The sequence below is a fragment of the Microcoleus sp. B4-C1 genome, assembly GCF_036705285.1.
GTDB lineage: Bacteria > Cyanobacteriota > Cyanobacteriia > Cyanobacteriales > Microcoleaceae > Microcoleus.
The window spans coordinates 1-26,848 of sequence record NZ_JAUBUC010000018.1 but is presented as its reverse complement, the minus strand read 5'-3'; the positions used below and the strand labels follow the sequence as shown (position 1 = coordinate 26,848).

At 45.7% G+C, this 26,848-nt stretch carries 18 protein-coding genes; 12 read left to right on the top strand and 6 right to left on the bottom strand.

Features of this window, described 5'->3' with window-relative positions; all coding sequences use genetic code 11:
• Nucleotides 1-519: 519 nt before the first annotated feature.
• The 3 genes from QUB26_RS09975 to QUB26_RS09965 all read left to right on the top strand — a co-directional run bounded on the left by QUB26_RS09975 (nt 520) and on the right by QUB26_RS09965 (nt 4,940).
• Nucleotides 520-2,526: a GspE/PulE family protein gene (locus QUB26_RS09975; RefSeq protein ID WP_333212562.1), complete on the top strand. Its 2,007-nt coding sequence runs from the start codon at nt 520-522 to the stop codon at nt 2,524-2,526.
• Between the two features lie 94 nt (nt 2,527-2,620).
• Complete coding sequence (locus QUB26_RS09970; protein WP_333317755.1) at nt 2,621-3,718, top strand: type IV pilus twitching motility protein PilT; 1,098 nt, start codon at nt 2,621-2,623, stop codon at nt 3,716-3,718.
• A 94-nt stretch (nt 3,719-3,812) separates the two neighbouring features.
• The gene (locus QUB26_RS09965) at nt 3,813-4,940 is read left to right on the top strand and encodes a type II secretion system F family protein (protein ID WP_333056038.1); all 1,128 of its coding nucleotides are present in this window, start codon (nt 3,813-3,815) and stop codon (nt 4,938-4,940) included.
• Between the two features lie 706 nt (nt 4,941-5,646).
• Here the strand turns inward: QUB26_RS09965 and QUB26_RS31970 are convergent.
• Nucleotides 5,647-5,805 carry a transposase gene (locus QUB26_RS31970; RefSeq protein ID WP_445243020.1) on the bottom strand — a complete coding sequence of 53 codons (159 nt, stop codon included), beginning with the start codon at nt 5,803-5,805 and terminating at the stop codon, nt 5,647-5,649.
• Nucleotides 5,806-5,976: 171 nt separating this feature from the next.
• On the opposite strand from QUB26_RS31970, the gene QUB26_RS09960 reads away from it, so the two are divergent.
• Nucleotides 5,977-7,098, top strand: coding sequence for a glycosyltransferase family 4 protein (locus tag QUB26_RS09960; protein ID WP_333246337.1), 1,122 nt, complete (start codon nt 5,977-5,979; stop codon nt 7,096-7,098).
• Nucleotides 7,099-7,109: 11 nt separating this feature from the next.
• A complete protein-coding gene (locus QUB26_RS09955) occupies nt 7,110-7,343 on the top strand; it encodes a hypothetical protein (RefSeq protein ID WP_333056036.1) in 234 nt (77 codons plus the stop codon).
• 123 nt (nt 7,344-7,466) lie between these two features.
• Here the strand turns inward: QUB26_RS09955 and QUB26_RS09950 are convergent, their stop codons facing one another.
• Nucleotides 7,467-8,402, bottom strand: a complete 936-nt coding sequence (locus QUB26_RS09950; RefSeq protein ID WP_333246335.1) for an exopolyphosphatase — start codon at nt 8,400-8,402, stop codon at nt 7,467-7,469.
• A gap of 66 nt (nt 8,403-8,468) precedes the next feature.
• Between QUB26_RS09950 and bioF the strand changes: the two genes are divergently transcribed.
• A complete protein-coding gene (gene bioF / locus QUB26_RS09945) occupies nt 8,469-9,641 on the top strand; it encodes an 8-amino-7-oxononanoate synthase (protein ID WP_333056034.1) in 1,173 nt (390 codons plus the stop codon).
• Nucleotides 9,642-9,925: 284 nt separating this feature from the next.
• Nucleotides 9,926-10,075, top strand: a complete 150-nt coding sequence (gene pirA, locus QUB26_RS09940) for an arginine synthesis PII-interacting regulator PirA (RefSeq protein WP_172185012.1) — start codon at nt 9,926-9,928, stop codon at nt 10,073-10,075.
• Nucleotides 10,076-10,300: 225 nt separating this feature from the next.
• Here the strand turns inward: pirA and QUB26_RS09935 are convergent, their stop codons facing one another.
• Nucleotides 10,301-11,668 (bottom strand): TldD/PmbA family protein, encoded by a 1,368-nt coding sequence (locus QUB26_RS09935; RefSeq protein ID WP_333317753.1) that lies wholly within the window; start codon nt 11,666-11,668, stop codon nt 10,301-10,303.
• A gap of 454 nt (nt 11,669-12,122) precedes the next feature.
• Between QUB26_RS09935 and QUB26_RS09930 the strand changes: the two genes are divergently transcribed.
• From QUB26_RS09930 to QUB26_RS09915, 4 genes are all read left to right on the top strand, one after another.
• The gene (locus QUB26_RS09930; RefSeq protein ID WP_333317751.1) at nt 12,123-16,400 is read left to right on the top strand and encodes a PAS domain S-box protein; all 4,278 of its coding nucleotides are present in this window, start codon (nt 12,123-12,125) and stop codon (nt 16,398-16,400) included.
• 260 nt (nt 16,401-16,660) lie between these two features.
• Entirely contained in the window at nt 16,661-17,500 is an 840-nt protein-coding gene (locus QUB26_RS09925) for a DUF1361 domain-containing protein (protein WP_333317749.1), read from the top strand.
• A gap of 221 nt (nt 17,501-17,721) precedes the next feature.
• Nucleotides 17,722-19,695 carry an ABC transporter ATP-binding protein/permease gene (locus QUB26_RS09920; RefSeq protein ID WP_333317747.1) on the top strand — a complete coding sequence of 658 codons (1,974 nt, stop codon included), beginning with the start codon at nt 17,722-17,724 and terminating at the stop codon, nt 19,693-19,695.
• A gap of 444 nt (nt 19,696-20,139) precedes the next feature.
• Nucleotides 20,140-21,804 carry an NB-ARC domain-containing protein gene (locus tag QUB26_RS09915; RefSeq protein ID WP_333246326.1) on the top strand — a complete coding sequence of 555 codons (1,665 nt, stop codon included), beginning with the start codon at nt 20,140-20,142 and terminating at the stop codon, nt 21,802-21,804.
• A gap of 67 nt (nt 21,805-21,871) precedes the next feature.
• Here the strand turns inward: QUB26_RS09915 and QUB26_RS09910 are convergent, their stop codons facing one another.
• A complete protein-coding gene (locus tag QUB26_RS09910) occupies nt 21,872-23,602 on the bottom strand; it encodes an NAD(P)H-quinone oxidoreductase subunit 4 (RefSeq protein WP_333246324.1) in 1,731 nt (576 codons plus the stop codon).
• 781 nt (nt 23,603-24,383) lie between these two features.
• Here QUB26_RS09910 and QUB26_RS31965 point away from each other — a divergent pair.
• The gene (locus tag QUB26_RS31965; RefSeq protein WP_445299599.1) at nt 24,384-25,151 is read left to right on the top strand and encodes an RNA-guided endonuclease InsQ/TnpB family protein; all 768 of its coding nucleotides are present in this window, start codon (nt 24,384-24,386) and stop codon (nt 25,149-25,151) included.
• 1 nt (nt 25,152) lies between these two features.
• Here QUB26_RS31965 and QUB26_RS09900 read toward each other — a convergent pair whose 3' ends face one another.
• Nucleotides 25,153-26,163 (bottom strand): J domain-containing protein, encoded by a 1,011-nt coding sequence (locus tag QUB26_RS09900; protein ID WP_333057740.1) that lies wholly within the window; start codon nt 26,161-26,163, stop codon nt 25,153-25,155.
• 411 nt (nt 26,164-26,574) lie between these two features.
• The coding region (locus QUB26_RS09895) for a hypothetical protein (RefSeq protein ID WP_333317745.1) at nt 26,575-26,848 on the bottom strand (274 nt) is incomplete at its 5' end.

Genomic DNA, 26,848 nt, shown 5'->3' with positions numbered 1-26,848 from the left:
GATCGGGCAGTGACCGATCGCAGATAATTAATCAAAATATATTTCAAAAGGGCGATCGAGGCTTTCGTAAAAGCTATCATCACAGAACATAGCTCATATTTAATTTAGTAAAGCTAACCGCGCCACCACGGGCGCTGTAATTTGAGCAAACAATTTGGGAAAATAGAATTAGTCTGGGAGGGGGACACACCCCGCCCCGCTTTTCTCTCCCGGTACGGGGAACCCCCAAGTGATGTGCCCTGACGCTATAACGAGAGTATCCCGCAAGTTAATCAGGTAAATAAGCAACTTAGCACTCAACGAACAAGATTTGATTGCAAGCACCCGCAAATCCCTCCAACATCTCGTCAATTTGTGGACGCAGCTTAGAGGGGACTGCGAGCTTAAACTTGAGAGATAGGGATTGAGCCAGAAAATGATAGCTGATCCATAAGCAAAGAATACGGGGGTTAAAACCCCACGTTGGTTTTCCTCTCAGCACTTTTTGTGACTGAGTTTCCCACCTATTGAGTGTTTTTTATGACTAGCACATCCCCGCTTCGCTCCACATCCCTAGTTTCTGTGAGTCAATTTACTCCGGCTATCACCAAGATGATTCAGTCGGGTTACGTCAACGGCGAGCAAGTAAAACAAGCTCTAGTTGATAGCCGGAACTCCGGCAAGCGGTTGACGGAGGTATTAGAAGCACTTACTGGGCAACCGTTGCCTCCAGAATTGCTGCGACTTTACAAGAAGCAGCAGATGTTTGAACGGAAGATAGTCTACGGCGTTGAAGCATTTGACCCGGAGATGAGCGAAATGTCTAACGAGCAACTCGGAGTTATGCTCGATGCGTTGAAGATTTCGATCGACATTTGTCACCAAGGTCGGTTTTTACCCGTAGCGAAGACTGAAACTGAGCCTGCGGCGGTTTTAGTGGCAATGGTAGATCCCGACAACCTCAACGCCATAGAAGATTTGCGGCGGATTTTACAGCCTCACGGCTTGGCTTTGCAGCGGCGAGTGATTACGCCGGACGACTACCAGGACATTACTTCTGCTTATCAAGACGAACAAGTTAAGAGGGAAGCTAAAAAAGCTGAAATCGAAAAGCAGAGAAAGATGGATTTAGGGGAGGGAGATTTTGGCGAGCTCTCCCTAGTAGAGGAGAGCACCGACCAAGAAGACCTCGCTAACACCTTGGACGATGCAGAGGCTGCTCCCGTAATTAAGGCCGTCAATATCATTTTGGCTAAAGCTTTGTCGGAAAAAGTGTCTGACATCCACGTAGAACCTCAAGAAGAGTTCATGCGGATTCGGATGCGGAAAGACGGAGTGCTGCAAGAGTATTTCCGGTTTCCCAAGCAGGTAGTCCAATCGATTACCGCTCGTTTCAAGATTATTGCCAACCTGGATATTGCCGAACGCCGACAAGCTCAAGACGGGCGCATCCGCCGGGTGTTTGAGGGACGCACGGTGGATTTCCGGGTCAACAGCTTGCCTTCCCGGTACGGTGAAAAAATCGTGCTGCGGATTTTGGACAGTTCCAGCACTCAGTTGGGTTTGGGTTTGTTAATCTCCGACGAAGAAACTCTGGCTTTAGTGCGAGAGAGTGCTAGCCGTCCGTTCGGACTGATTTTGGTGACGGGGCCGACGGGTTCGGGCAAGTCAACTACTCTGTACTCGATTCTGGCGGAACGGAACGATCCGGGGGTTAATATCAGTACGGCGGAAGACCCGATCGAATATGCTTTGCCAGGAATTACCCAATGTCAAGTAATTCGGGAAAAAGACTTGACTTTTTCCAACATTCTGCGGGCTTTTTTGCGGCAAGACCCTGACGTGATGCTGGTGGGGGAAACGCGGGACAAGGAAACGGCAAAAACTGCTCTGGAAGCTGCTTTGACGGGACACTTGGTGCTGACGACGCTGCACACGAACGACGCGGCCGGGGCAGTGGCGCGTTTGGCCGAAATGGGCGTAGAACCGTTCATGGTTTCGGCCGCTCTGTTGGGCGTGTTGGCTCAACGTCTGATGCGGCGCGTTTGCGACAAATGCTGCATTCCTTACCAGCCTACTGCAGCAGAACTCGGCAAGTACGGTCTGTCGGCTTCTCAAGAAATTGATCTAACTGTTTACAGAGCCAACACTATACCCGTGGAGGAAAGGAAGGAACTCGCAGACAACGAGCAACTTTGTCGGAAGTGTGGCGGCCTAGGCTACAAAGGACGGGTAGGGGTTTACGAGTTCCTGAAAAATACTGAGCGGCTTCAAACTCTGATCACTCAAGGAGCTCCCACAGAGCAAATTAAGGAAGCAGCAGTAGAAGAAGGGATGAAAACGCTGCTTGCTTACAGCTTGCAGTTGGTGCGGGAAGGCGCGACTACCTTTGAAGAAGTCGAGCGGGTGACGTTTACAGACTCTGGGCTGGAGGCTGAAATGAAAGCCAAACGCAAGCAGGGACTTACCTGCAAGACTTGTCAGGCGGAATTGAAGCCGGAGATGCTGGATTGTCCGTACTGTTTGACTCCGCGCTTTTTGGATTGATTCAGCAGTTAACTGTTGACTATTAACTGTTGACTCTTAACTGAGCTAGATTGGTCAATAACTATCATATCAATTCGATCGAGGAGAGGTATCTATGGGTCTGATGATTGAAGACGTACTGGAGTCCCTGGTAGAGCAAGGGGGTTCGGACATACACATCCAAGCGGGCGCGCCTATATTCTTCCGAGTCAGCGGTAAACTAACTCCTCAGACGCAATACGGAGACATTCTGTCTGCTGAGGAAGTGCAGATCCTAATTTTCCAAATGCTCAACAATATGCAGCGCAAGCAGTTGGAAATGGAGTGGGAACTCGACTGCGCTTACGGCGTTCGGGGATTGGCTCGGTTCCGGGTAAATGTCTACCGGGAACGGGGTGCTTGGGCTGCTTGTATGCGGGCTCTGGCTTCTAAGATTCCTAACGCAGATGCTTTAGGCGTGCCGCAGGTTTTGCGGGATATGACGGAAAGACCCAGGGGTATGCTGTTGGTGACGGGACAAACGGGTTCCGGGAAAACTACTACGATGGCGGCTTTGTTGGATCTGGTCAACCGGACGCGGGCGGAACACATTCTAACCGTTGAAGACCCGATCGAATACGTGTTTCCCAATGTCAAGAGTTTGTTTCACCAGCGCCAAAAGGGCGAAGATACTAAGAGCTTTGCTAATGCTCTGAAAGCTGCTTTGCGCGAAGATCCTGATGTAATTCTCGTGGGGGAAATGCGGGACTTGGAAACGATCGGTCTGGCAATTTCGGCGGCAGAAACGGGTCACATGGTGATGGGAACGCTGCACACTAATTCGGCGGCTGCAACTATCGATCGGATTTTGGACGTGTTCCCGCCCATTCAACAACCCCAGGTTCGCGCCCAGGTGTCTAACTCTTTGGTGGGAATAGCCAGCCAAAATTTGGTAATAAAAATTGGCGGCGGCCGTTGCTGTGCTATGGAAATCATGGTGAATACTCCTGCTATGTCTAACTTGATCCGGGAGGGCAAAACTCCCATGATTTACTCCCAAATCCAAATGGGGGCAAAATTGGGTATGAGGACGATGGAAATGGCCCTCGCTGAACTTTACAAGAGCGGTAAAGTCACTTGGGAATCGGCAATGGCCAAGGCTTCTAAGGCTGACGAACTCGAACGCTTGATCGGCCCGGCACCTGTGGGTAGCGCCCCGGTAAAAGCTCATTAATTCCGTCAGCAGTCATTAGTCAGGAGTTCGCAGGCTGAATTAATGACTGATGACTGATGAGTCATAACTTTTAATAAATTTTCAGAGGTGAGCTGTGGCTACCAACGTTATCCGCCAAAAACCGAAAGGTGGCTTTGATTTCAGTAAGATTCAGGAGCAAATTGAATATAACCTTACCAGCCTTACTGTTAAGGATATGGCTATTTTTGCTCGTCAGTTTGCGGCTATGTTTAATGCAGGGGTGGCGATCGTGAGATGCCTTTCTGTGCTGCACGAGCAGTGTTCTAATGCTAAGCTGAAGCGAGCGCTCAGGAGCATGAATGCTGACGTGCAGGAGGGGATAAACTTGGCAGAGGCGATGGCTAAGTTTCCTGATGTGTTTGACCAACTGTTTATCAGTATGGTGGCGGCGGGAGAAGTCGGGGGGGTGCTAGATGAAACCCTAGACCGTCTGGCGGTGATGATGGAAAAAAATCACAAGACGGAATCCGAAATTAATTCGGCTATGTCTTATCCGAAGACGGTGCTTTCCATCGCGATCGTGATTTTTTTCGCAATGACCATATTCTTGCTACCAACTTTCGCTAAAATCTTTAAGGATATTGGTGCAGATTTGCCGGCTTTTACGGTGATGATGTTGGCAATTAGTTCATTTTGTACCGCTTGGCCTCCGATTCAACAGGTGACAGTTATTGGGGTAATTATAGCGCTAAAAATTGCCTTCGATATGTACTACAAAACTCCCATAGGTCGCCTACAAATTGATAGAATTGCGATGAAATTGCCGGTGTTTGGCGATTTGATCGAAAAATCTGCGGTGGCTAGGTTTTGCGTGATATTTGGGTCGCTGACGCGATCGGGCGTGCCGATTCTCAATTCTTTGGAAATTGTGCGAGATGTGGCGGGGAATCAGGCGATATCTAATGCGATCGAATATGCGAGACAGGAAATTCAAGGCGGCGGCATGATCAGTATTGCTTTGCAAGAACAAGCTGTTTTTCCGTCTTTGGCCATACAAATGATGGCAATTGGCGAGGAAACAGGGGAACTTGACAAGATGCTGATGAAAGTTGGCGCTTTCTACGAAACGGAAGTGGAAGAAGCAGTAAAAGGACTTACCAGTATGCTAGAACCTCTGATGATTGTGGTCGTCGGTGGTATCGTAGGTTCAATTTTGCTGTCGATGTATCTGCCGATGTTCGCAGTGTTCCAGAAGCTGTAAAAAAGTGCTAATTAGTTATTAGTTATTAGTTAGTAACAATTAACGCCTGACCAATGACTATTTCAATCTTTCCCAGGCTCTGCCTGGGCAGACTTTTGGAGGAGGCACATCCTCTATTAAAAGGAGAAAACAATTTGGAGGCTCTGCCTCCAAATCTTCATTACCAGGGTCTTCCCATTGGTGACAAATTACCAAAATGTCACAAAAGTAAAGTAGGATAGGTAGACCGATTTAACTGCTGCCTAATCCTGGCTTTACGCTCCAGGGTAAACGCATCTTAATTGGAACCCCAAATATGCTACAGTTAAATCCGAATAAATTTCAATGTAGTTATTGTAAGTTTATGGGTGCTATCAATGGCAAAAGGTTTTACTCAAACTTTAAATCACCAACCAAAACAAACAGATTCATTGGCTTCGGTGAATATATTAAATGCCAGTTTTTTAGAATATTTGGCCAATTTGAAGGCTCCCAGAAGATAAAGAATAAAAAAATATTCCGAGATATTACAGGGGAATCGCATCTTAATTAAGGTATAATGGTGAGGGAATTTTTTTAAACATTTGACAGCATCTTTCAAGCGCAGCTCGTAAACTAAGGAATGAAAATTGAGTGTGATGCTGATAGGCAGCTAAGCACGCTCGCTGGGGTTCTACCTAGTTGATTTATCTGCATCACGTAGTCTTACCTAGGGCGTGTTTTCAAACTATAACCACAACAGAATGCAGGCGATCGCGATCGTGGCTGTATAATTGGCAGGCAGCTTCTCATATCGAATAGCGCTCCGACTCCATTGCTTGAGTCGCTTGATAGCACGTTCAACAATGTTCCGTTGCCGATAGATTTCACGGCAGCCTTTTTCCATCTGCCTCAGTGAGAGATACCTGCCGGGAGTCCATTCCCAGTTTAACTACTTGTTGGTGGCCCATCCCGTCTCCACCGCAGCCCTGCCTCTGGCAGGTGCATTTTATGTCATTTGTCAAGTACAATTTATACCAAATTAGATGCGATCGCCCTGCACTAATAACCCATAAATATGGTTCACTTTAACGTTGCCTTTCAACACTTTAACTCCTTCACCGACATTACCCTATCCCTGGCCAAAACTTTAGACCAAATGGGAATTCCTATTTCGGTCGAACCTTCAACAATAGCCTCTCATCTCAGCCGCCATTCCACAGCAGAAGAAAACGACCTGCTAGAGAAGTGGATGAACACCACACCCTCAGATTTATTTCAGATCAAATGGTCTCATTATTGGAAACCTTATTTTTTAAAAGAACTCAACGGACATCTCAACTTAGAACTTTTTGCTATCAATTACGAATTCGCCAAAAACCATGATGATTATGATTACTGGATTTACGATGCTGTTAACACTTCATCTCACAAACTAGCCGTCAGCCAATATTCTAAAAACGTTTTAATAAAAGCTGGATGTCCGCCGGCTAACGTATCAGTCATGCCTCTAGGTTTCAATCCTTTAATCTCGCAACTCTATTTGCCCAGACCGCAAAAAACCCAAAAAGATGTAAAGTATATTCTGCACATGACCAATTCTTTTGATTGGTATAGATTTGGCACGGATCTGGCAATTCAAGCTTTTTGTGAAGAGTTTAAAGATGATTCTAACGTAGAGTTAATTATCAAAGATGGTGGCAAAAATCCTGATGTTATAGTGGAACACCTCGTAAATATCGAAAAACAATTCGGCAAGTTCAAGTCAAAAGTTCAGGTAAAGCCTAAATTTTGTACTAAAGCAGAACTAGCTGATTTATACTTGTCAGCAGATGCTTTTTTAGCACCGTTTCGCGGCGAGGGTTTTGCGATTAAAATTTTGGATGCCTTTGCAGCAGGTTTGCCCGTTGCTATGACTATGTACGGCGGCCCGACTGAGTACGCCAATGCTGATAACTGCTATCCCATTGCTTACGATCTAATTCCCGTGGGAAAGTGTTACGATACTGAGTATCTAAAAATCAGAAATGCTCCTCATTGGGCCGAGCCAAATGTTCAGTCGGTTCGCGAACAGTTGCGAAAAATTGTTGAAGACCCGATGCGTTTTCAGGTAGCTCAAAAAGCTAAAGAGACGGCAGATTTATTTAATTGGGAAGCTGCTGCTCAAAAATTGCTAGGATTAATGCGAAAGTTGTTTTAAGAGCAGAAATTATGGGACTCGAACGCAAAATGTTTAGGGGAATGTTTTCACCCGGGGAAGTGGTACGATTAAAACAGCCTTGTTTTACTCCCGGCCGATTGTTTGAGCCAGGAAAATATAACGCTGATGAGTTGCCGGATATCGCTTTTGATATGGGTTTGGTAGACCATTTGCCACCAGTCAAAGGTAAAAGTTCAGAAAATCTCAATGTTCAGAACCCGCCAGATCAAAACCTTGAGGAATAAACTCTCGTTGGCAGTAAGGACTTCAGTCCTAAAAATCCCTGTTGGTAGTAAGGACTTTAGTGCTGAAAATTAAAATAAATAATCAAAGACTCAAGTCCTGACTGCAAAAAAGATAAAGCCAAATTAACCATTTTGCTCTATCTGGGCAATTAACTGTTTCAAAACTTGACTAGCTTTATCGTTCTCAATCTGACAAGTTCCGGCATTCTGGTGTCCACCGCCGCCATACCTCAACATTAACTCCCCAATATTAGTTTTAGAAGTTTTGTTAAAGATTGACTTGCCAACTGCGAAAACAGTATTTTGTTGTTTCAGTCCCCAAAGTACGTGAATCGATATATTGCACTGAGGGAACAAAGCATAAATTACAAAACGATTTCCCGCATAAATCACATCTTCGTTACGCAAATCCAAAACAACTAAATTATTATAAACTTGGGCGCATCGCTGTATTTGCTCTTTAAATTTTTCTTCTTGCTCGAAGTAGAGGTCTACTCTTTCTTTTACATCAGGAAGCTGCAATATTTCATCGATAGTATGATATTTGCAGTAATCGATTAACTGCATCATTAACTGATAATTGGAAACGGTAAACTCTTTAAACCTTCCCAACCCGGTTCGTGCGTCCATTATGAAGTTTAACAGCACCCATTCTTGCGGATGCAGAACCTCTTCTTGGGCAAATTGAGCGGAATCTGATTTGTCAACTGCAGCCATCATTGCCTCAGAAATATCAGGAAACTTTGCTGCACCTCCATAATATTTGTACAGTACCCTAGCTGCAGAAGCTGCATAGGGATCGATGATGTGGTTGATTTTGATTTTCTCGTGTCTAAGAGTTTCGCTGAAATGGTGATCGAAAGCTAGATGAACTCCCTCAACATAGGGTAAATTGGTGCTAATATCGTTATTTGTTATTTCGATTTTCCCATCCTGCATATCTTTAGGATGCACGAATTTAATCTCGTCGATCATATCGAGTTCTTTGAGCAAAACTGCACAGACTAGACCGTCAAAATCGCTGCGGGTGACTAATCTGTATTTTTTAGTGAGTGGCATATGCTTCTGTGATAGGGAGGAACTGATCACCAGCTAATATAACGTATTACCCGATCGCTTTCCAATATGAACACAGACCCTTACGCTTGGATAGAGAAGGCCCTGGACACAGTTCGCCGTGCCAATTGGTATAGATCGCCAGAATCGATCGAAAGTTCCCCTGGGCCTGTGGTAAAGTTAGCAGGCCACAGCCTGATTAACTTTGCCAGCAACGATTATCTGGGACTTGCGGGCGATGACAGGTTAATTGAAGCTGCTATAGCTGCAACTAAGGAATTTGGTACGGGTGCGACGGGTTCGAGGTTGGTCAGCGGACACCGCGATTTGCACCGACAGTTAGAACAAGCTATTGCTAATTTAAAACAAACTGAAGATGCTTTAGTATTCAGTTCGGGATATTTGGCGAATCTAGGGGCGATCGCATCCGTTGTCGGCAAGCGCGATTTGATATTATCTGACAAGTACAACCATTCGAGCCTGAAAAACGGAGCCACACTCAGCGGTGCAACTGCCCTAGAGTACAGTCACTGCAATCTTGAGGATTTAAAAGCCAAGCTAGAGCAAAATCGCGCAAGGTATCGCAAGTGTTTAATTATTACCGATAGCGTCTTTAGTATGGATGGGGACTTGTGTCCGCTACCACAGTTGTTGGCTGTGGCCGAAACCTTTAACTGCATGGTATTAGTAGATGAAGCTCATGCTACGGGAGTTTTCGGTGCTAGCGGTGCCGGTTGTGCAGAACATTTCGGGTGTACGGGAACACCACTGATTCAAGTGGGGACACTCAGCAAAGCTTTGGGAAGTTTAGGTGGTTACGTTGCGGGCTCTGCTGCTTTAATTGATTTTCTGCGTAATCGAGCTGCGAGTTGGATTTATACTACAGCATTGACGCCTGCTGACGCGGCGGCTGCTTTAGAAGCTGTGAGGATTGTACAGCAAGAACCAGAACGCCGAGTTCGGTTGCGACAAAATATCGAAACTTTCAAATATTGCGCGATTACCAATTACCAATTACCAATTAGTAATTCCCTCTCCCCAATTTTCACTCTTCCGTTAAAAGATGCAGCCTCCGCTTTAACAGTCGGCAGCAAACTCAAGGAAATGGGTATTTTTGCTCCAGCGATTCGGCCTCCGACTGTCAGCGTGAGTCGAATTCGGATTTCGCTGATGGCAACTCACGAGCTCGCACACCTTCAGCAGTTGGTAGAGGCGCTGAAGCAAGTTTTGAGTTTTGACTAAATGTTGAGTGCGTACCGCGCACCGCTTGACTAAATGTAAATGTTGGGCATCGGGCATCGGGCATCGGGCATCGGGCATCAGCCTAATGACTAATGACTACTGACTAATGACTAATGACTTCTGATTGTCAAGATATCGCTATTGACTTATGACCAATCTTATACAGGAGTTTGGTCGATCGGTCAACAACTGTAAATTTTTTGTAAATTTAGATACTTTTTGGAATTTAGCGCTATATTAGAGAAGTAGCAGGTACACCAAATTTAATATAAGGAACGTCCACCATGAACACAAATCGTCAAAACGTAAAAAAAGTAGCAGAAACCCACCGCGCTAACATTCACAAGCAACTGATGCACCGCATAGAAGTAGCGAGATCCAGTGGCAATCAAGATTTGGTTCGGGTGCTTGAAGAGGAAATGAGACAGCTTTAAAGAAGCTGGAACTAGAATTTGCCGTAGTTTGGTTTAGAGGGTTGTGCGAGAAATGCAGAATTCCGGCAACCGCTACCTGTGAAGTTTTGACTCCTCTCTTAGTTGGTAGGAAAAACCCCGGTTTCTTGAAGAAACCGGGGTTTTTATTGAACTTTTGGGTGCGCCGCAGCGCACATTACCCAGGATAAAAAAGTGTTGAGTTCAAAACTCAAAACTCAACACTTTTTATCTTCCTCCGACTACAACATTTTTAATCCGCAAATGGGGGCCGCCGACACTTACCGGCAAGCCACTCTGGCCACCTTTACCGCAACCGCCGTAGGCATAAACCGAGTCATTTCCTATCGACTCAATATCCTTTAAAGTCTGAAATACATTGCCGCTTAAAGTGACATCGCTCACGGGTTCGGCTAATTTGCCGTCGCGAATCATAAAACCTTGAGCCGCCGCAAAGGTAAACATTTCGCCGTTGGTTTGTCCTCCCAACATCCGCACTGCATAAACTCCTTCGTCAATGTCGGCAACCATTTCGTCAAAGGAATGTTCGCCAGACTCGATCGCAGTATTAGTCATCCGCACCAAAGGCATAAAAGTAGCGCTCAAAGCCCGGGCATTTCCCGTCGGACTTTCGCCCATTTTGCCCGCAGTCTCGCGATTGTGCATCCGAGCGGCTAAAACTCCATTTTTAATTAAATGCTTGCACTGAGCCGGCACGCCTTCGTCGTCGTATTTCAAGGTTCCGGGTAATCCCGGCACAGTTGCGTCGTCAATTACATTCAATTGTTCGATCGCCACAGACTTGCCCAAAGTCAACAATTCCTGCATTTTCGGGTTTTCGTAAATGCCGTCTGCTTCCGACAAATGCCCGAAAGCTTCGTGAATAAAAACCCCCGACAAATAAGGGTCTAAAATCACCGGATACTGACCACCTTTCACCGATTTTGCCTCTAATTGGCCTACAGCTCGAACGGCAGCACTCTTAACACGATCTTCAATATTTGTCAAGACATCGTAATCCGATCGCGAGTGAATCGACTCAAACCCTTGGCGGACGACACCGCCCTCGCCGCGGGCGATCGCTCCGAAACGTCCGGTCACGTCCAAGCGCTCTTGAGCGATGCAAGTCCCTTGAGAATTCACAAAATAAGTAATCCCAAATCTGTCGCTGTAACCTGCCATTGTCGTCTGAATTCGCGGGTCATGATCTAACAGCAACTGATTGTAAGATTCGAGCAATTTCCGCTTTTCGGCTAGAGTAATAGAGCGCGGATCGCGGCCCAATTCCACCGCTACATAATCTTGAATCGGGGTGACATCTGCTAGTAGAGTTTTTTCACTACCAACCAAACGAGATTGCACTACAGCTTCTTCAATGCGGTCTTTTAATTCATCTAAACCGTTAAAAGTTACAAAACTCCAGCCACCTTTGTGACAGGCGCGGATGCCGCCGGCGAGACTAAAACTGCGGTTGACAGCATCTAACTGAGGGCCGCGAAAACTAATCGCAGTTGACTCGCTTTGTTCGAGGCGAACTTCTAGATAATCTACGCGATTGCGGTAAGGTGCGATCGCTTCCATCAACTGTTCTTGCATCAAATTGCCCCTATGAATGATTAGCCGTAGCGCTGAAAAAAATTATTGCTAAACCTATTTTAGCTAATAACTCCCGTCTTTCGGGTGCGCGTTCCCCCACCGGTGTGGTGCGGGAGCATGGCGCGTCCTACCCCATCGAGGGCGAGTCAGTCGATTTGAGATTTTAGATTTCAGATTTTAGATTGATCCCGTCCTGAGCCTGCGCGTTGGAATGAATCCGGGGGCTTATGACGACATTACTTTCGGTCAGTCGATTGTAGATTTAAAACTTTTTCCATAGAATTAATGATGAGAGGCTTGCCGATCGCCCGCGTTAGGCGGGTGTCCTAGAACACCACAAACTCGCGCCCGCTTGCGAAAAGCCCGCTATGCCGAAAATCGTGGATTTGCTTAAAGAAATCGAACTAAACTAAATCTATCTAAAGACGTAAAAAAATACCTTAACCCCCGGCAGATGGAATACTTTAAGGTTAAAAAATTCCAAATTTCACCGTATTTAGCAGCAATTTCGGCATCAATAGCAATTTTGGTCGGAGTTGGCATTTTAGATCGATCGGAACAGCGGCGGTTTTTTCACTACAACCGCGCTAGCACCCTCGATCGCCTCAGCACAGTCCGCTCTAAGCTGGAAGGCTCTTTGAATTCCCGCCTGTTTTTGATGCGGGGTTTGGGGGCTTACATTTCCAACAACCCAAACATCACCGAAGCCGAGTTTGCAGCGACGGCGAGAATTCTGGTGGCACAGCAACCGGGCATTCGCGCCATAACTTTAGTTAAAGGCACGACGGTCGCTTACATTTATCCGCGGGAGGGAAATGAATCGGCGATCGGAGTTGACTTGACGACGCTACCCGAACAGCGGGAAATGGTCAAAGAGGTCATCCGAACCAGAAAAACTTTGCTAGCCGGGCCCGTGAAATTATTGGAGGGGGACGAGACTTTCATCAGCCGATCGCCGATTTTTCTCACACCCTCCGGCGCCGAGGCAGAAAAAGGAGTTTACTGGGGCTTGACAGGCCTGATCATCGACAAAAATACCCTCATTGAGGAAGCAGGACTCAACGACTCCTCAGCGAAGCTGCAATACGCTCTGCGGGGCAAAGACGGTTCGGGAGCCTCCGGCCCTGTGTTTTTCGGTGACGGGTCAATTTTTGAGCAGAATCCCGTGGTGCTGGAAGTGACTTTGCCCAACGGTTCCTGGCAGTTGGCAGCAATTCCGGCGGGAGGATGGCCTGCGAATTCGCCGTTTCGGGGCTGGCTGCTTTTTGGAGGTGGCTTGCTGGCACTTTTGAGCGGGGCGGCGGTTTTTAACTGGGTGTACGGCCGTGCGAAACTGCGGGAGAGCGAAGTTAAGTACCGGCAATTAGTTGAGAATGCTAACAGCATGATTGTGCAGTTAGACAGTGAAGGTAATATTACTTTTTTTAACGAGTTTGCTGAAGATTTTTTCGGGTATTCAGAAGCAGAAATCATCGGCCAAAGTGCGATCGGCACAATTATACCGAAAACAGAGTTATTTGAAAGTGACTTCGCGACAAAGATTCGAGACTGTTTGACACAGCCGGAAAAATACTTCCAAAACGAAAATGAAAACATCCGCCACAATGGAGAAAGGGTGTGGATAGCGTGGACAAATAAACCTTTACTAGATGCGAAGGGAAATGTGGCAGGACTGCTTTGTATCGGGACGGATATTAGCGATCGCAAACAAGCTGAAATCGCCCTGCAAGGTTCTGAAGCGGAACTTCGAGCTTTGTTCGCTGCCATGAACGACGTAATTTTCGAGATTGATATTGAGGGACGCTTGCTGAAAATTGCCCCGACAAATCCAGAATTATTGTACAAGCCACCGGCGGAATTTTCCGGGAAAAAAATCAGCGAATTATTCGAGCCAGAAATGGCAGATATTTTTCACGATAAAATTCGCACCGCCCTTGCTACAAATCAAACCTGTACTTTTGAATATAACCTGGAACTTGCCAGCGTACAAACGTGGTTTGCCGCTACCATTTCGCCAATGAAAGAAAACACGGCTCTGTGGGTAGCCCGCAACATTACGGAGCGCAAGCAAGCTGAAAATTGGTTAACGGGTCAAAAACAAATTTTAGAAATGATTGCTAAGGGTGCTTCTCTGGGCGATACTTTAAATACTTTAGTTAAAATTATCGAGCAGCAATCTAGAGATGTCATCGGTTCGATATTGCTTCTAGCTCCAGACGGAAAACATTTGCTGCACGGAGCCGCGCCCAGTTTGCCCGACAGTTACAATGCTGCTATTCATGGCATAGCCATCGGGCCGGATGTCGGTTCCTGCGGCTCTGCTACCTTTAGCCGCCAACAGGTAATCGTTACAGATATTGCCAGCGATCCTTTGTGGGAAAATTATCGAGATTTAGCCTTGAGTTTTGGACTGAGAGCTTGCTTGTCTACTCCTATTTTCTCATCTCAGGGTCAAGTTTTGGGGACTTTTGGAATGTATTATTCCCAACCGCGCTACCCCAAAAACTTTGATCTGCAATTGATAGAAGCGTCGATTAATTTAGCAGGAATTGCGATCGAACGCAACCAGGCAGAAGAAAGTCTCAAACAGCTCAATCAAGAACTCGAAAATAGAGTGAAACAGAGAACTGCTCAATTGATGCAAACTGAAGAACGCTGGCAGTTAGCACTCAAAGGCAACAATGACGGCATTTGGGACTGGAACTTGCAAACCGGTGAACTTTTTGTTTCCGATCGCTTTAAGGAAATCACTGGTTACGAAGATAGTGACATTAGCGATTACAATAATACATGGAATACGAGTTTACATCCCGATGATTTAGTGAGTTCTCAGCAACTTCTTCAAGAACACTTGGAGAGAAAAACGCCGCATTACATCACCGAATACCGCTTGTGGTGCTATAACCGCGCTTACAAATGGATATTGAGTCGGGGACAAGCTTTGTGGGACGCATCTGGAAAAGCAGTCCGCATGGTTGGTTCAATTACTGACATTACGGAACGCAAACAAGCAGAGGAAGCACTGCGGGAAAGCGAGGCAAAATTCCAAAAGCTGTCTGCTAATGTGCCGGGAATAATTTATCAATTTTTGTTGCGTGCAGATGGCTCTTCCAGTTTTCCTTACATAAGTCCTGCTTGCCGAGAAGTTTTTGAGTTAGAACCCGAAGATGTTATGCAAAATGCGGCTTTGATAGGAAATTTGATTCATCCCGACGACCGCCAAAGTCATGACGAATCAGTTGCTATTTCTGCCCAGACTTTGCAACCTTGGCAGTGGGAAGGACGGATGGTGCTACCTTCAGGCAAGATTCGCTGGTTGCAGATAATGTCGCGTCCTGAAGCTAGAGAAAACGGCGCTTGTTTTTGGGACGGCATCGCCGTTGATGTTACGGATCGCAAACAAGCTGAATTAGAATTGCAAGAAAGCCAGCAGTTTATTCAAAAAGTAGCCGAGGCTACTCCCGGTATTTTGTATCTATACGACTTGGAAGAACAGCGAAATATTTACAGCAATACTTCACTGTTCGGGCTTTTGGGATATACCCTTGACGACATTACAGCGATGGATTCGTCACTCATGCCTCAGTTGATCTACCCCGAAGATTTGCCGAAAATTGTGGAACATCACGCGAGCTTTGCAGAAGTTGAAGATGGCGAAACTAGGGAAATTGAGTACCGGGTACAGGGAGCATACGGTCAATTGTTGTGGCTGCAAAGCCGGGATACTATTTTTAGTAGGAATGCGGAGGGTCATGCTAAGGTAATAATTGGAGTTTCCCAGGATATTACGACTCGCAAGCAAGCAGAGGAAGCACTGCGGCAAAGCGAGGAACGAGAAAGAGAAAAAGCCAGAGATTTAGAGTCAGCGCTGCGGTCATTGCGCTCTACTCAAACTCAACTCATTCAAACAGAAAAAATGTCTTCTTTGGGGCAATTAGTGGCTGGGATAGCTCACGAAATTAATAATCCCGTTAATTTCATTCACGCTAACATTGATTATCTCAACCAGTATACTACACAGTTGCTGGATCTTGTTACTCTTTACGAACAGGAGTATCCCGATCCTAATTCAAAAATTGTCGATCGCATTGAAGAGATTGATTTGGATTTCATGGCTGAGGATTTAAGAAAAGTTATGGGTTCGATGCAGGTAGGAAGCGAGCGCATCCGGCAAATTGTATTGTCCCTCAGAAATTTTTCGCGACTGGACGAATCGGCAATGAAGCCGGTGGATATTCACGAGGGAATTGAGAGCACTTTGTTAATTTTGCAGCACCGCTTGAAGAGTCGGGACAGCCGCCCGGAAATTGAAGTAATTAAGGAGTTCGGGAAACTGCCGCTGGTGGAGTGCTATGCCAGCCAACTGAATCAGGTGTTTATGAATATTATTGCTAATGCAATTGATGCTATTGAAGAGCGATATCACCAGTTATCGGTTCCACAATCAGAGACAAAGAGTGGTCGCATTACTATTTCCACTGGTGTAACCCCCCAGAACACTGTGAGGGTAGAAATTTCGGACAACGGTACGGGTATTCCCGATGGGATAGTCGATCGCATTTTTAACCCGTTTTTTACTACGAAAGCTGTGGGGAAAGGTACGGGGTTGGGAATGTCTATCGCGCACTCGATTGTGGTGGAAAAGCACAAGGGTAAGATTGAGTGCATTTCTTCCATAGGATGCGGAACAACTTTTCAGATTGAGATTCCGATCGACAAAGTGTATAAATAGTAGGGCGTCAGTCGATTTTAGATTTTAGATTTGAGATTTTAGATTTGAGATTGACTCCGCAGTGGTAGGGTGCGTCAGTCGATTTGAGATTTTAGATTTGAGATTGACTCCGCAGTGGTAGGATTCGTCAGCAGAGCCTGATTTTCAGGCGCGCAGCCAGGGGCCATAAGCTGACTCACCCTACAATTTAAAGACTAAAATAGACGGAAGCTGCTAACGAAGCGGTGCTGCATCAAACCTTTAATTGTATAAAAATTGACATGATGGGATTAATCCTGGAAGCGCTGCAAGCAATGGGACACAATGTCCGCTGGATGTCTTGGAATTTGTTTTTGGGTTTAGTACCGCTGGGCCTGAGTTTTTGGCTGTTCCGCAAACCTCGATCGCGCTGGCTGCTGTGGGGTACGGGCTTTCTCCTAGGCGCTACTTTTTTGTCCAGTACGCGCCCTGTTTTTGCGTATCTGAGGCACATAGTGCAAGATGTGGGCAAAACTTACGTTTTGGGGGCGATCGCGATTACACTGGCACTGATGGCTGTAGACATCTGGGTACTGCGGCAGCGCGGAGTTCGCTCTCTCCGGTGGTGGGGCGGTTTTTTCTGGTTTATCGCATTTTTACCCAATGCGCCCTACGTTTTAACTGATATCATTCACCTGATCCGCCAGATTAAAGAGGGGAACTCGGTGTGGATTGTGACTCTGGCTTTGATTCCCCAATATCTCGCGTTTATGCTGGCCGGGTTTGGAGCTTACGTGCTGTCGGTGATGAATTTGGGTTACTATTTGAAGCAACAGGGTTTGAGTAGATTTATCCTGGTAACGGAGATAACTATACACGCACTTTCGGCGATCGGCATTTATTTAGGGCGATTTATCCGCTTCAACACTTGGGACATTCTGACTAACCCCGATGCGCTGGTTAACAGTGTAATGAACGATTTGATAGGCAAGCGTCCGGTTTTAGTAATGGCTGTCACTTTTGTAGTAATTGCTGTTTTGTATTGGCTAATGAAACAAGTAATTTTAGGGATTAGCCAACGATTTTACAGCAGTAAATTGCAGTCGGACTTGGCCGGCGATAGCGCAACTTCTTCCAGCTAGAGCGATTTGAGATTTGAGATTAAAGAATTGATTTAACAGATGAATATAAGAGCTTGAACAAAGCTCCCAAATTTTTGGTCTCCACCAGTTAACTCGGAAAACCAGTTTCCGTCTCTGGGTGAGACAAATTTTTTCGCAAAACTCCGACATAAATTACTGCTGCCGTTTGTCACAATAGTTGATATGTTAGAACAGTCAAAGTAGTTTTGTAAACAGCAAAGATGAATCGATTTGACCGTCAGTTGTGGCAGAGATTTATTGCGATCGCTCAACCTTACTTTTATCCTTTAGAGCCTGGGAGTGGCAGAATATTTTTAGGATTAGTAGCGCTGTTGTTGATATTTCTCTTCGCTGCGATGTTTGTACTCGTCAGCGCTGTATGTTTGGGTACTCAAGTCTTATTTCCCGAATTTGTCAATAGTATTGCAGCAGGCTTAGTTACTTTGTTGAAAGGAATTATTAATTCGCCCGCAATTGCGATCGTGGCTTTAATGTTAATTCTTCCTTTCAGCGCTTTTGTCTGGTTCAAAGACAGATTGACACCGCACTGGCAGCCCTGGGCTTTATTGACTTTGCTGCTTTTTTTGTCGCTGTCAGTCAGCGGTATGAATGTAATAATTAGTTACGTCGGTAACTTTTTTAACACAGCACTAGCTAAGAAAGACCAGCTCAATTACTGGAAGTATCTGTTTGTGTATGCAGGGGTTTTTATAGTCGGCACTCCCATTGTGGTAATTTACCGGTATACCGAAGATAAATTGGGTATCTACTGGCGGGAGTGGATGACTAATAAGTTCCTCGATAAGTATTTTCAGAATCGGGCTTATTACGAAATAAATTTACACAAGGAAATCGACAATCCAGACCAGCGAATTTCCGAAGATGTCCGCTCTTTTACCCGGACAAGTTTGTCATTTATGCTGCTCATCCTTGGTTCAATAGTTAATATTATATCTTTTACTGGTATCCTGTGGTCTATCTCAAAACAACTTTCGATTTTTCTGATTATCTATGCTATTGTGGGCACGACAGCTACTCTAGTTTTTGGTCAAAGATTAGTACCTCTGAATTTCGAGCAACTTAAAAAAGAAGCAAATTTTCGCTACGGACTGGTTCACATTCGCGACAACGCCGAATCTATTGCTTTTTATGGAGGCGAGGAGCAAGAATCATTTCAAATAAAGCAGCGATTTGTGGAAGTATTCCGCAATTTTAATTTGCTAATTGGTTGGCAGCGAAACTTGGATTATTTCACAACTGGATACGGATATGCTGTTGTGATTATTCCGGCTTTGTTTCTAGCTCCAACTTATTTTGCAGATCAAAGTGGTACAATCGAGTTTGGAGATATCACTCAAGCTGGTTTTGCTTTCACTCAGGTTTTGCGCGCTTTTTCTGTGATTGTAACTCAGATTGAGCCGCTGAGTTCTTTTGCAGCTAGTATCAATCGTTTGACTGTATTTACAGATACTCTGGAAGCGAAAAAAGCGGTATCTCGTCCTGGAGGAACTGCTATAGATGTAGTAGTAGATTCTCAGTTGACACTGGAGCACGTTACTTTAGATACTCCGCAGCATCAAAAGACTTTAATTAAGGATTTGTCGGTAGCAGTGCAGCCCGGTGAAGGACTGTTAATTGTCGGACAAAGCGGTGCTGGAAAGAGTTCCTTGCTGCGGGCAATTGCGGGTTTGTGGGACGCGGGAACGGGGCGTTTGGCGCGGCCAGAATTGGGGGAAATGCTGTTTTTGCCGCAGCGTCCTTATATGATTTTGGGTAGTTTGCGATCGCAACTTTTGTATCCCCATACCAGTAGCGAGGTTGATGAGGAAAAATTGCGCCGCGTTTTGGCATCAGTAAACTTAGCAGATTTGCCGGACAGATTGGGCGGTTTTGATGCGAATTTAGATTGGGGCGAGATTTTGTCGCTGGGAGAACAGCAACGTTTAGCTTTTGCTAGATTGTTATTGACGGAACCGAGATACGCTATTTTGGATGAGGCGACAAGTGCTTTGGATTTGAAGAACGAGCAACATTTATACGAGCAGTTGCAAGCCACTAAAACTACGTTTGTGAGTGTCGGCCACCGAGTGAGTTTAGTGAAATATCACCAGCAGGTTTTGGAACTTATGGGCGATGGGAGTTGGCGGGTGCTTTCTGCCCAAGAATACCGCGCTACTGCGACAATTTTTGGCTGATACAGCGCTGCTTTCAAAAATTGTAATATTTACCCGGTTTTTGATAGGCTGTGGGTTGGGGTGCGGTTGGATATTTATGGTTTAGTGCTATAAATTAAGCGCCGCGCCTCCACTATACAATAGGTTTTACGGATGAGGAGACAGCAACAATTTAGGGCGATAAACTCCCCGTTTCTCATAGCATCTTTGATTAAAGAATTGAAGAATTGAATAATTGAAGAATTGAATAATTTGGAATGACTGATTGTGTATTGGTTTGGAGTACGAGCCTAGAGGTGTATTTTTTTAACTGGTATCACAATCGATAATTGGGTATAAATATCTAAAACTACCCAAACAACAAAAAGCAAGCTGAACGTTGGTAGATTCGATTCAATTGCTCGCCCGCGAGAACTCACACAATATAATAGAAGATAGATTTTTAGTATAGACGAGATTCCTACCTTGACTACTCCGATTCCTCAAAACTTTGTGCAAACGATCGCCAAACAACGCGGTGTCACAGATGCCGAGTTAGAAACTGTGTTTATGGCTCTCGACGGTCAATCTACGGCGACGATCGCAACCAAGCTTGGCATTAGCGACATCGCCGTTCGCAAAAGACTAGGCGAAGTTTACAAAAAGTTTCAGATCGGGGGGAATGGCCCTGGAAAGCTTTCGGAATTGAGGCATCAGTTGCTGTTTTCATACCACATCGATCAGGGAACGAGCGATTTTAGTGGAGGTAAAGGCTCTCTATTGAAGATGGCCATCGGACACCGAGAGGAAGATTGGGGCCAAGCACCGGATGTTTCGGTTTTTTACGGACGGACTGAAGAATTAACTACTTTAAAGCAGTGGATTGTATCAGATAATTGTCGCCTGGTAGCGCTGCTTGGTTTGGCTGGTAGCGGCAAAACAACTCTGTCGGTGCAGTTGGCAAAACAGGTACAGAATGAGTTTGATTTTGTGATTTGGCGATCGCTGCGATCGACACCCGCACCATCCGACTTCCTAGGAAGCTTAATTCAACTTTTTTCTAACCAACAAAAACCCGATGTGCCGTTAGGGGATCTCGCCCCTACGGGGGCTACGCCAACGAATAGGATCGACCTCAACAGCAAAATTTCGCGCTTGGTCGAGTATCTGCGAAAACACCGCTGTCTGGTAATTTTAGACGATTTTGAAGCGGTTCTCAAACCCGAAGAATTAGCGGGACACTATCGCGAAGGCTACGAAGGATATCGAGATTTAATTGTGCGGCTCGGTGAGGTCAATCACAATAGCTGTTTACTGCTAGTTAGTTGGGAAGAGCCTACGGAACTGGCTTTGCTGGCGGGAGAAAAAGTGCGGTCTTTAAAACCTGCTATTTCCGAGGAAATAGCGCGGGAAATTTTCCAAGAAAAAGGTTTGTCGCCTCAAGATCGAGAGTTGGAAATCTTGTTATCCCGGTACGGAGGCAATCTGTTAGCCTTAAAGATTGTAGCGACAACAATTAACGAGTTTTTCGAGGGGAATGTTTTAAAGCTTTTGGAAGCTACGGCGTTATTTATTGAAGAACATATCAGCAATTTGCTGGCGCAACAGTTCGATCGAATGTCGAGTTCAGAACAAGAGATTGCCTACTGGATTGCTATTGCTCAAATCCCGATTTCCCTGGCGACTTTGCGAGAGCAGATGTTGGTCAATTCATCGCTTTCGGATTTGCTAAAAAATCTCGATTCTCTAGGTCGTCGCTCGCTGATTGACAAAATTAGTGAGGGCGGGGAAACTGTTTTTATGCTTCAGCCTTTGATCGTGCAATATGTGACGGATAGATTAGTCGATCAGATTCGAGCGGAGGTTTTGGAGACGGTTAAGACCCAAGGAATAGAAAGAATGCGGCTGTTGAAAACTCACAAATTGAGCATCAACATTGCTAAACGGAAAGGGGATAAAGGCGAACCAAGTCGCTCTATTTTAGCATTAGTAAAAAATCGGTTGCAAGTGTTGTTTGTGAAGACGACAGGCTTTGAAGAACCGCTAAATATCTTGAAAAAAGTAGCCTCTGATCTCGATGATAAATCGATTCTTGAGGTGGGATATGCTAGGGAGAATCTGGCGCAGATTATTTCAGAAATTCAGCGATAAGAAAAAAGCGATCGCCCTTTGACAAAAGCGATCGCCCAATTTTCAACAAAAACAGAGTTCGAGAAAATTATTTGACAATGCCAAAAACCGATGCAGATTCAGCCCCTGTAATTTTGTCCAAAGCAGGCGATTTTTGAGCTTGGGCAATTTTGGGAACCAAAAGTTGATTCGCATAAATCCGAGGATTTTGTTGAGCAATTTGGATGTAAGATTGGCGGACTTCTGCGTTGACTGCGACAGTCTTGGCATCGTAGACTTGCATCGCCATGTTGGGATAAAAACCAATGCCGACAATCGGTATCAAAAAGCAAAATGCGATCGCCACTTCCCGAGGTTTAGCATCAATAAACGGTGCATCACCAGGCAAAACGCAACTATTACCAAAACAAACCGCTTCATCCAGATTGTTTCTTTGATTCTGCAGATTTAGATCCTCAAGGTCGCAAGCAGCTAGGGTGCCACAGTTGTAAAATAACTGTCGCAGCATCGAGAGCAAATAAATCGGCGTCAAAATCAGTCCTACAGCAGCCAGGAACACTGTCACCGCGCGGAAAGAACCGCTGTACATATCGCTAGTTGCGACGCCCACAAACACGGACAATTCGCTAGCAAAACCGCTCATTCCGGGGAGTGCCAAAGATGCCATCGCGCCTACGGTAAACAAGGCAAACACTTTCGGCATGACTTTTCCAATCTCGCCCATCTCGTCCATGATCATTGTATGGGTGCGATCGTAAGTAACGCCAGCCAGGAAGAACAATACTGAGGCGATTAAACCGTGAGAAATCATTTGCAACAGCGCCCCGTTGATTCCCAAATCCGTGAAGGAAGCAATACCCAACAACACGAATCCCATGTGAGAAATCGACGAATTCGCTAAGCGGCGCTTCATGTTCGATTGGCCGAAGGAATTCAGCGCGCCGTAGATAATATTGACTACGCCGAGCACCGCCATAATCGGTGCAAAGTAAACGTGTGCTTGGGGAAGAAGTTCCAAATTCAGGCGAATCAGTCCGTATCCGCCCATTTTCAGCAATACACCGGCCAGAATCATCGAAACAGGAGAAGATGCTTCACCGTGGGCATCAGGTAGCCAAGTGTGGAAGGGGAAAATCGCCAGTTTCACACCGAAGGCAATCAGCAGTCCCGCATAAAGCAGGAGTTCTAAGCCCAGTGGGTAGTCCTTCAAGCCTAGTTCTACCATGTCGAAGGTGGGAGTGCCTCCGCCGTAGAATGCCATTGCCAAGGCAGCTATCAAAATAAAGATGGAAGCGCCTGCGGTGTAAATCAAGAATTTGGTAGCTGCGTAGCGGCGGTTTTGTCCGCCCCAAATCGAGATTAACAGGTACACCGGAATTAGTTCTAGTTCCCAGACAATGAACAGCAGCATGATGTCTTGGGCGACGAAAACTCCTATTTGTGCGGAGTACATCACCAGCATCAGGAAGTAGAATAGTCGTGGCTTGCGATCGACTTCCCAGGCTGCAAAGATTGATAGCGTCGTCACCAATCCCGCCAACAGTACCAACGGCACTGACAGTCCGTCAACGGAAACAGACCAGTTGAGACCTAAAGAAGGTATCCAGGAATATTGCTCTACGATTTGGAAAGTAGAGATGCTTGGATCGTAATGAGTCCAAAACACCCAGCACATTAATACAAAATCTGCAATACCTACGCCTAGGGCATACCAGCGAATGGTTTTGCCGTCTGTATCGGGCAGAAAAGGGATGGCGAGGGAAGCTAGGAGGGGTAGGATGACAATTGCGGTCAGCCAAGGAAATTGATCCGCTATCATATTGAGAATAAATACTTAGTTGGAAGTTACCAAAATTATAATACTAAATTTAATTAAAACTTAAGATTTATTCATAAATATTTTTTATATCCCGATAAACGCGGATAAAAATATCACGAATTGCTACACACGTCAAGGGTTATTCGATTTTTGATTTTCGATTCAGGACTTACGAACAACAAAATATAGCGTTTTGTAGGCGCAATCTGCCTGTGGTTGCGCCTATTCTGGTAGAGGGTTGGTTAAAAGTGGAGTTTTTCATAGGGCGGAGTTGCTCTGACCGATAGTTCTGGTAGTTTCTCGATGGGATGGGGCGGGTTTATCTGATTTGTCGGTGGGTGTCATATATTTCGGTGAACCCGCCCCTTGCAAGCTCCAAGTAACGCCTGAGCATTCCATCAAAATTGATGCAACCCTTCAGGCATTCGCTAATGCTTGTGAATACGTGAATCAAACTGTGCCGCCAACTCTGACAAATGAATTGGCGATGCAATCTGCAGGTATATCACAATGTCAGAGAGATGTTTGGACTTTCGGCGCAGTTGGCAATCCATGCTATTAGACGGGTTTCTGGTAACAGAAAAACAGCTAAAAAAGATGGGAAGCCTGTTAACAAATTTGCTCCTACTAGCGTCACTTACGATACCCGTATCTTTTCTTTTAGGGAAAAAGATTGGACAGTAAGTTTGACTACTACTGGTGGTAGGGAACGGTTTGTACTGGCTATCGGAAACTACCAACTTGGATTGCTGAAAGGTCAAAACCCCAAGACTGCTACTTTGTGCAAACGCAAAATGGCAGTTACTATCTTAATATTCAGCTTGAATCTCAGCCAGCCGAGCCTCCACCTTGCAATCAAGTTTTGGGTTGTGACTTGGGTAGGACTGATATTGCGGTCACTTCTGATGGAGATACATTTAGCGGCAAACAAATTACCAAAGTTAAAAACCATTATGCCAAGTTGAGAGCAAATATCCAGCGAAAAGCCACGAAAGGCACGCGCAGCACTCGGCGTAGATGTCGAGAATTGTTGAAACGGTTGTCGGGCAAGGAAAAGCGCTTTCAGACTTTGGTAAATCACACTATCAGTCACCGTATCGTAACCAAGGCTAAGAACAAAAATCAAGTTATCGCTTTGGAAGATTTGACGGGAATTAGGGAACGCACAAATCAGCAGCCACGCTCGCAGAAAGAGCGGAGACTTAGTAATAGCTGGGCGTTCTTTCAGTTGCGTCAATTCCTCATCTACAAAGCTATAAAGCATAGCGTAAAGATTCTGTTTGTTGAGCCTAGATACACCAGCAAAATGTGCCACAAGTGCAATCACATTCATCCTGTAAAGGGTGAGTCTTATAGGAATGGCAAAAAGTTCGCTTGTGGTCATTGTGGATGGAAAGGTGATGCCGACTTAAACGGCAGTAAGAATATTGCTGCTATTGAGGCTTTCGTAAATAAGCCCGAAGGTTCGAGATTGTTTTGCAAGGTGCAAGATCATTTCAGGGCTATTGAAAGCCCACACTGTAGCTGTACTCAGGTCCGTGCTGGGTAATTTACAGCACCATCTGATTGAGATTACTGCGAGGATTAAAAGTGCGATTTGCTTTGATTTTTTCATAGCATTCGCGTTCTACACTGCTAATTTCTTTCGGTGGCACGATCGCAATTTTGACCAACAAATCAGTCCGCTCGTTTTTCTTCGGTTTCGGCCATCCCTTGCCCCGCAACCGCAAAGACTGACCCGAACGAATCCCGGCTGGAAATTTCACAGTGATCATACCTTCAGGCGCCGGCACTTCAATTGAAGATCCCAACACCGCTTCGTCGGGAGTTATCGGCACTTCGCAGACCAAATTCTCTCCCTCAAACTGGAAGAAAGCGTGAGGCAAAACTTCTAATTTTAGGTACAAATCTCCCTGTTGCTTCGTGTACGGGTCAACTTGACCTTTGCCTTTTATCCGAATTTTGCTGCCGGTTTTCACTCCTGCTGGAATCGAAACTTCCCCCGTGGCGACTCGCTTAGAAGTTCCCCGAAATGCTTCCCCCAAAGTCAGGGAAATGGCGACCTCGGTGTCGAGAGAGCTTCCTGCGGTGCGATTTTCGTACCCCGCGAAATCTTCAAATCCGCCAAAACCTGTGGGCCCGCCGCTGGTGCTGCGGTAGTTGCTGTAATTCCACTTGGCGTTGCGGGCACTACCAGGACTACTACCTGCGCGACCTAACAAGGCATTGATAAATTCGTCAAAACTGCCGTACTCGCTGAAGTCAACCCCGCCAAAGTCTACATTCGTACTGCCCCCGCCCGGCCATCCGCCTGGAGTTGTGGCAGCTTGCTTCCAGTATTGACCGTATTGGTCGTATTTTTTGCGTTTTTCAGGGTCTGAGAGCACTTCGTAAGCTTCGTTTACTTCTTTAAAACGAGCTTCTGCTTCTTTGTTGCCGGGGTTCATGTCCGGGTGATATTTGCGGGCTAGTTTGCGGAAAGTTTTTTTAATTTCGTCAGAACTGGCAGTTTTGTTGAGTCCCAAAATAGCGTAATAGTCTTTAAAATCTGTTGCAGCCATTAAGCAATCCCCTCTTTATTAGTTGTTATTTGTTAGTTGTTAGTTGTTAGAAAGAATAAATCCCAAATTAGCCGCAGGATGGCGCATTAGTATAATGCCAGTAGCAGAAGTGCCTGCGGCATCTCATTCAAATTATAGGTTATCAAAGGTTTGGACTCGATCGAGTTCGGTTGTTGCTTGGCGTTCGATCGCAATTTCCGCACTCCCCTGCTGTTTAAGATTTTATAGCATTCGCCTCTCTCGTGCACAAGGGAGCCAGAGCAGCAGCCTCTAGAAATGCTTTTGGCATTCGACAGTAAAAACAATGCTTTCATCAATTAAGAACGTCCTTACCCTATCGGCCGTTGCTATACCTGTGAGCTTGGAGACTGTGAAACTCCTGTGGCGAAAACTTTTGGGGAGTTATGAGGCTTAGGGCTTTCGGCAGGCGGCAGCCCGATTGAGGTGAGGGGGGAAAGCTGCTGCTGTTGCGGGTGCGAGCCCAGGAGGGTTGACTTGCGCGGACGATCGATCTTTTTTTGGTCTTTTTTTCCGGAGCGCTGTGCGATGGCTACGCCCCGCCTTACGCCTACAAACTTTTCGATCGAAGCTCGATCGCCCACTCCAAATCTTAGGATCGCGAATTAAATAACTTACAATTTTAATTGTTATTGTGGGATGGGCGTCCCGCCCGTCCAAAAAGGAC

Coding starts and splice junctions, on each gene's coding strand:
- QUB26_RS31970 (WP_445243020.1), bottom strand. CDS start 5,805: ATGGAAAAAGGCTGCCGTGAAATCTATCGGCAACGGAACATTGTTGAA.
- QUB26_RS09930 (WP_333317751.1), top strand. CDS start 12,123: ATGGAATACTTTAAGGTTAAAAAATTCCAAATTTCACCGTATTTAGCA.
- QUB26_RS09950 (WP_333246335.1), bottom strand. CDS start 8,402: ATGCCACTCACTAAAAAATACAGATTAGTCACCCGCAGCGATTTTGAC.
- QUB26_RS09900 (WP_333057740.1), bottom strand. CDS start 26,163: ATGGCTGCAACAGATTTTAAAGACTATTACGCTATTTTGGGACTCAAC.
- QUB26_RS09910 (WP_333246324.1), bottom strand. CDS start 23,602: ATGATAGCGGATCAATTTCCTTGGCTGACCGCAATTGTCATCCTACCC.
- QUB26_RS09935 (WP_333317753.1), bottom strand. CDS start 11,668: ATGCAAGAACAGTTGATGGAAGCGATCGCACCTTACCGCAATCGCGTA.
- QUB26_RS09970 (WP_333317755.1), top strand. CDS start 2,621: ATGGGTCTGATGATTGAAGACGTACTGGAGTCCCTGGTAGAGCAAGGG.
- QUB26_RS09955 (WP_333056036.1), top strand. CDS start 7,110: ATGGGACTCGAACGCAAAATGTTTAGGGGAATGTTTTCACCCGGGGAA.
- pirA (WP_172185012.1), top strand. CDS start 9,926: ATGAACACAAATCGTCAAAACGTAAAAAAAGTAGCAGAAACCCACCGC.
- QUB26_RS09925 (WP_333317749.1), top strand. CDS start 16,661: ATGATGGGATTAATCCTGGAAGCGCTGCAAGCAATGGGACACAATGTC.
- QUB26_RS09975 (WP_333212562.1), top strand. CDS start 520: ATGACTAGCACATCCCCGCTTCGCTCCACATCCCTAGTTTCTGTGAGT.
- QUB26_RS09960 (WP_333246337.1), top strand. CDS start 5,977: ATGGTTCACTTTAACGTTGCCTTTCAACACTTTAACTCCTTCACCGAC.
- bioF (WP_333056034.1), top strand. CDS start 8,469: ATGAACACAGACCCTTACGCTTGGATAGAGAAGGCCCTGGACACAGTT.
- QUB26_RS09920 (WP_333317747.1), top strand. CDS start 17,722: ATGAATCGATTTGACCGTCAGTTGTGGCAGAGATTTATTGCGATCGCT.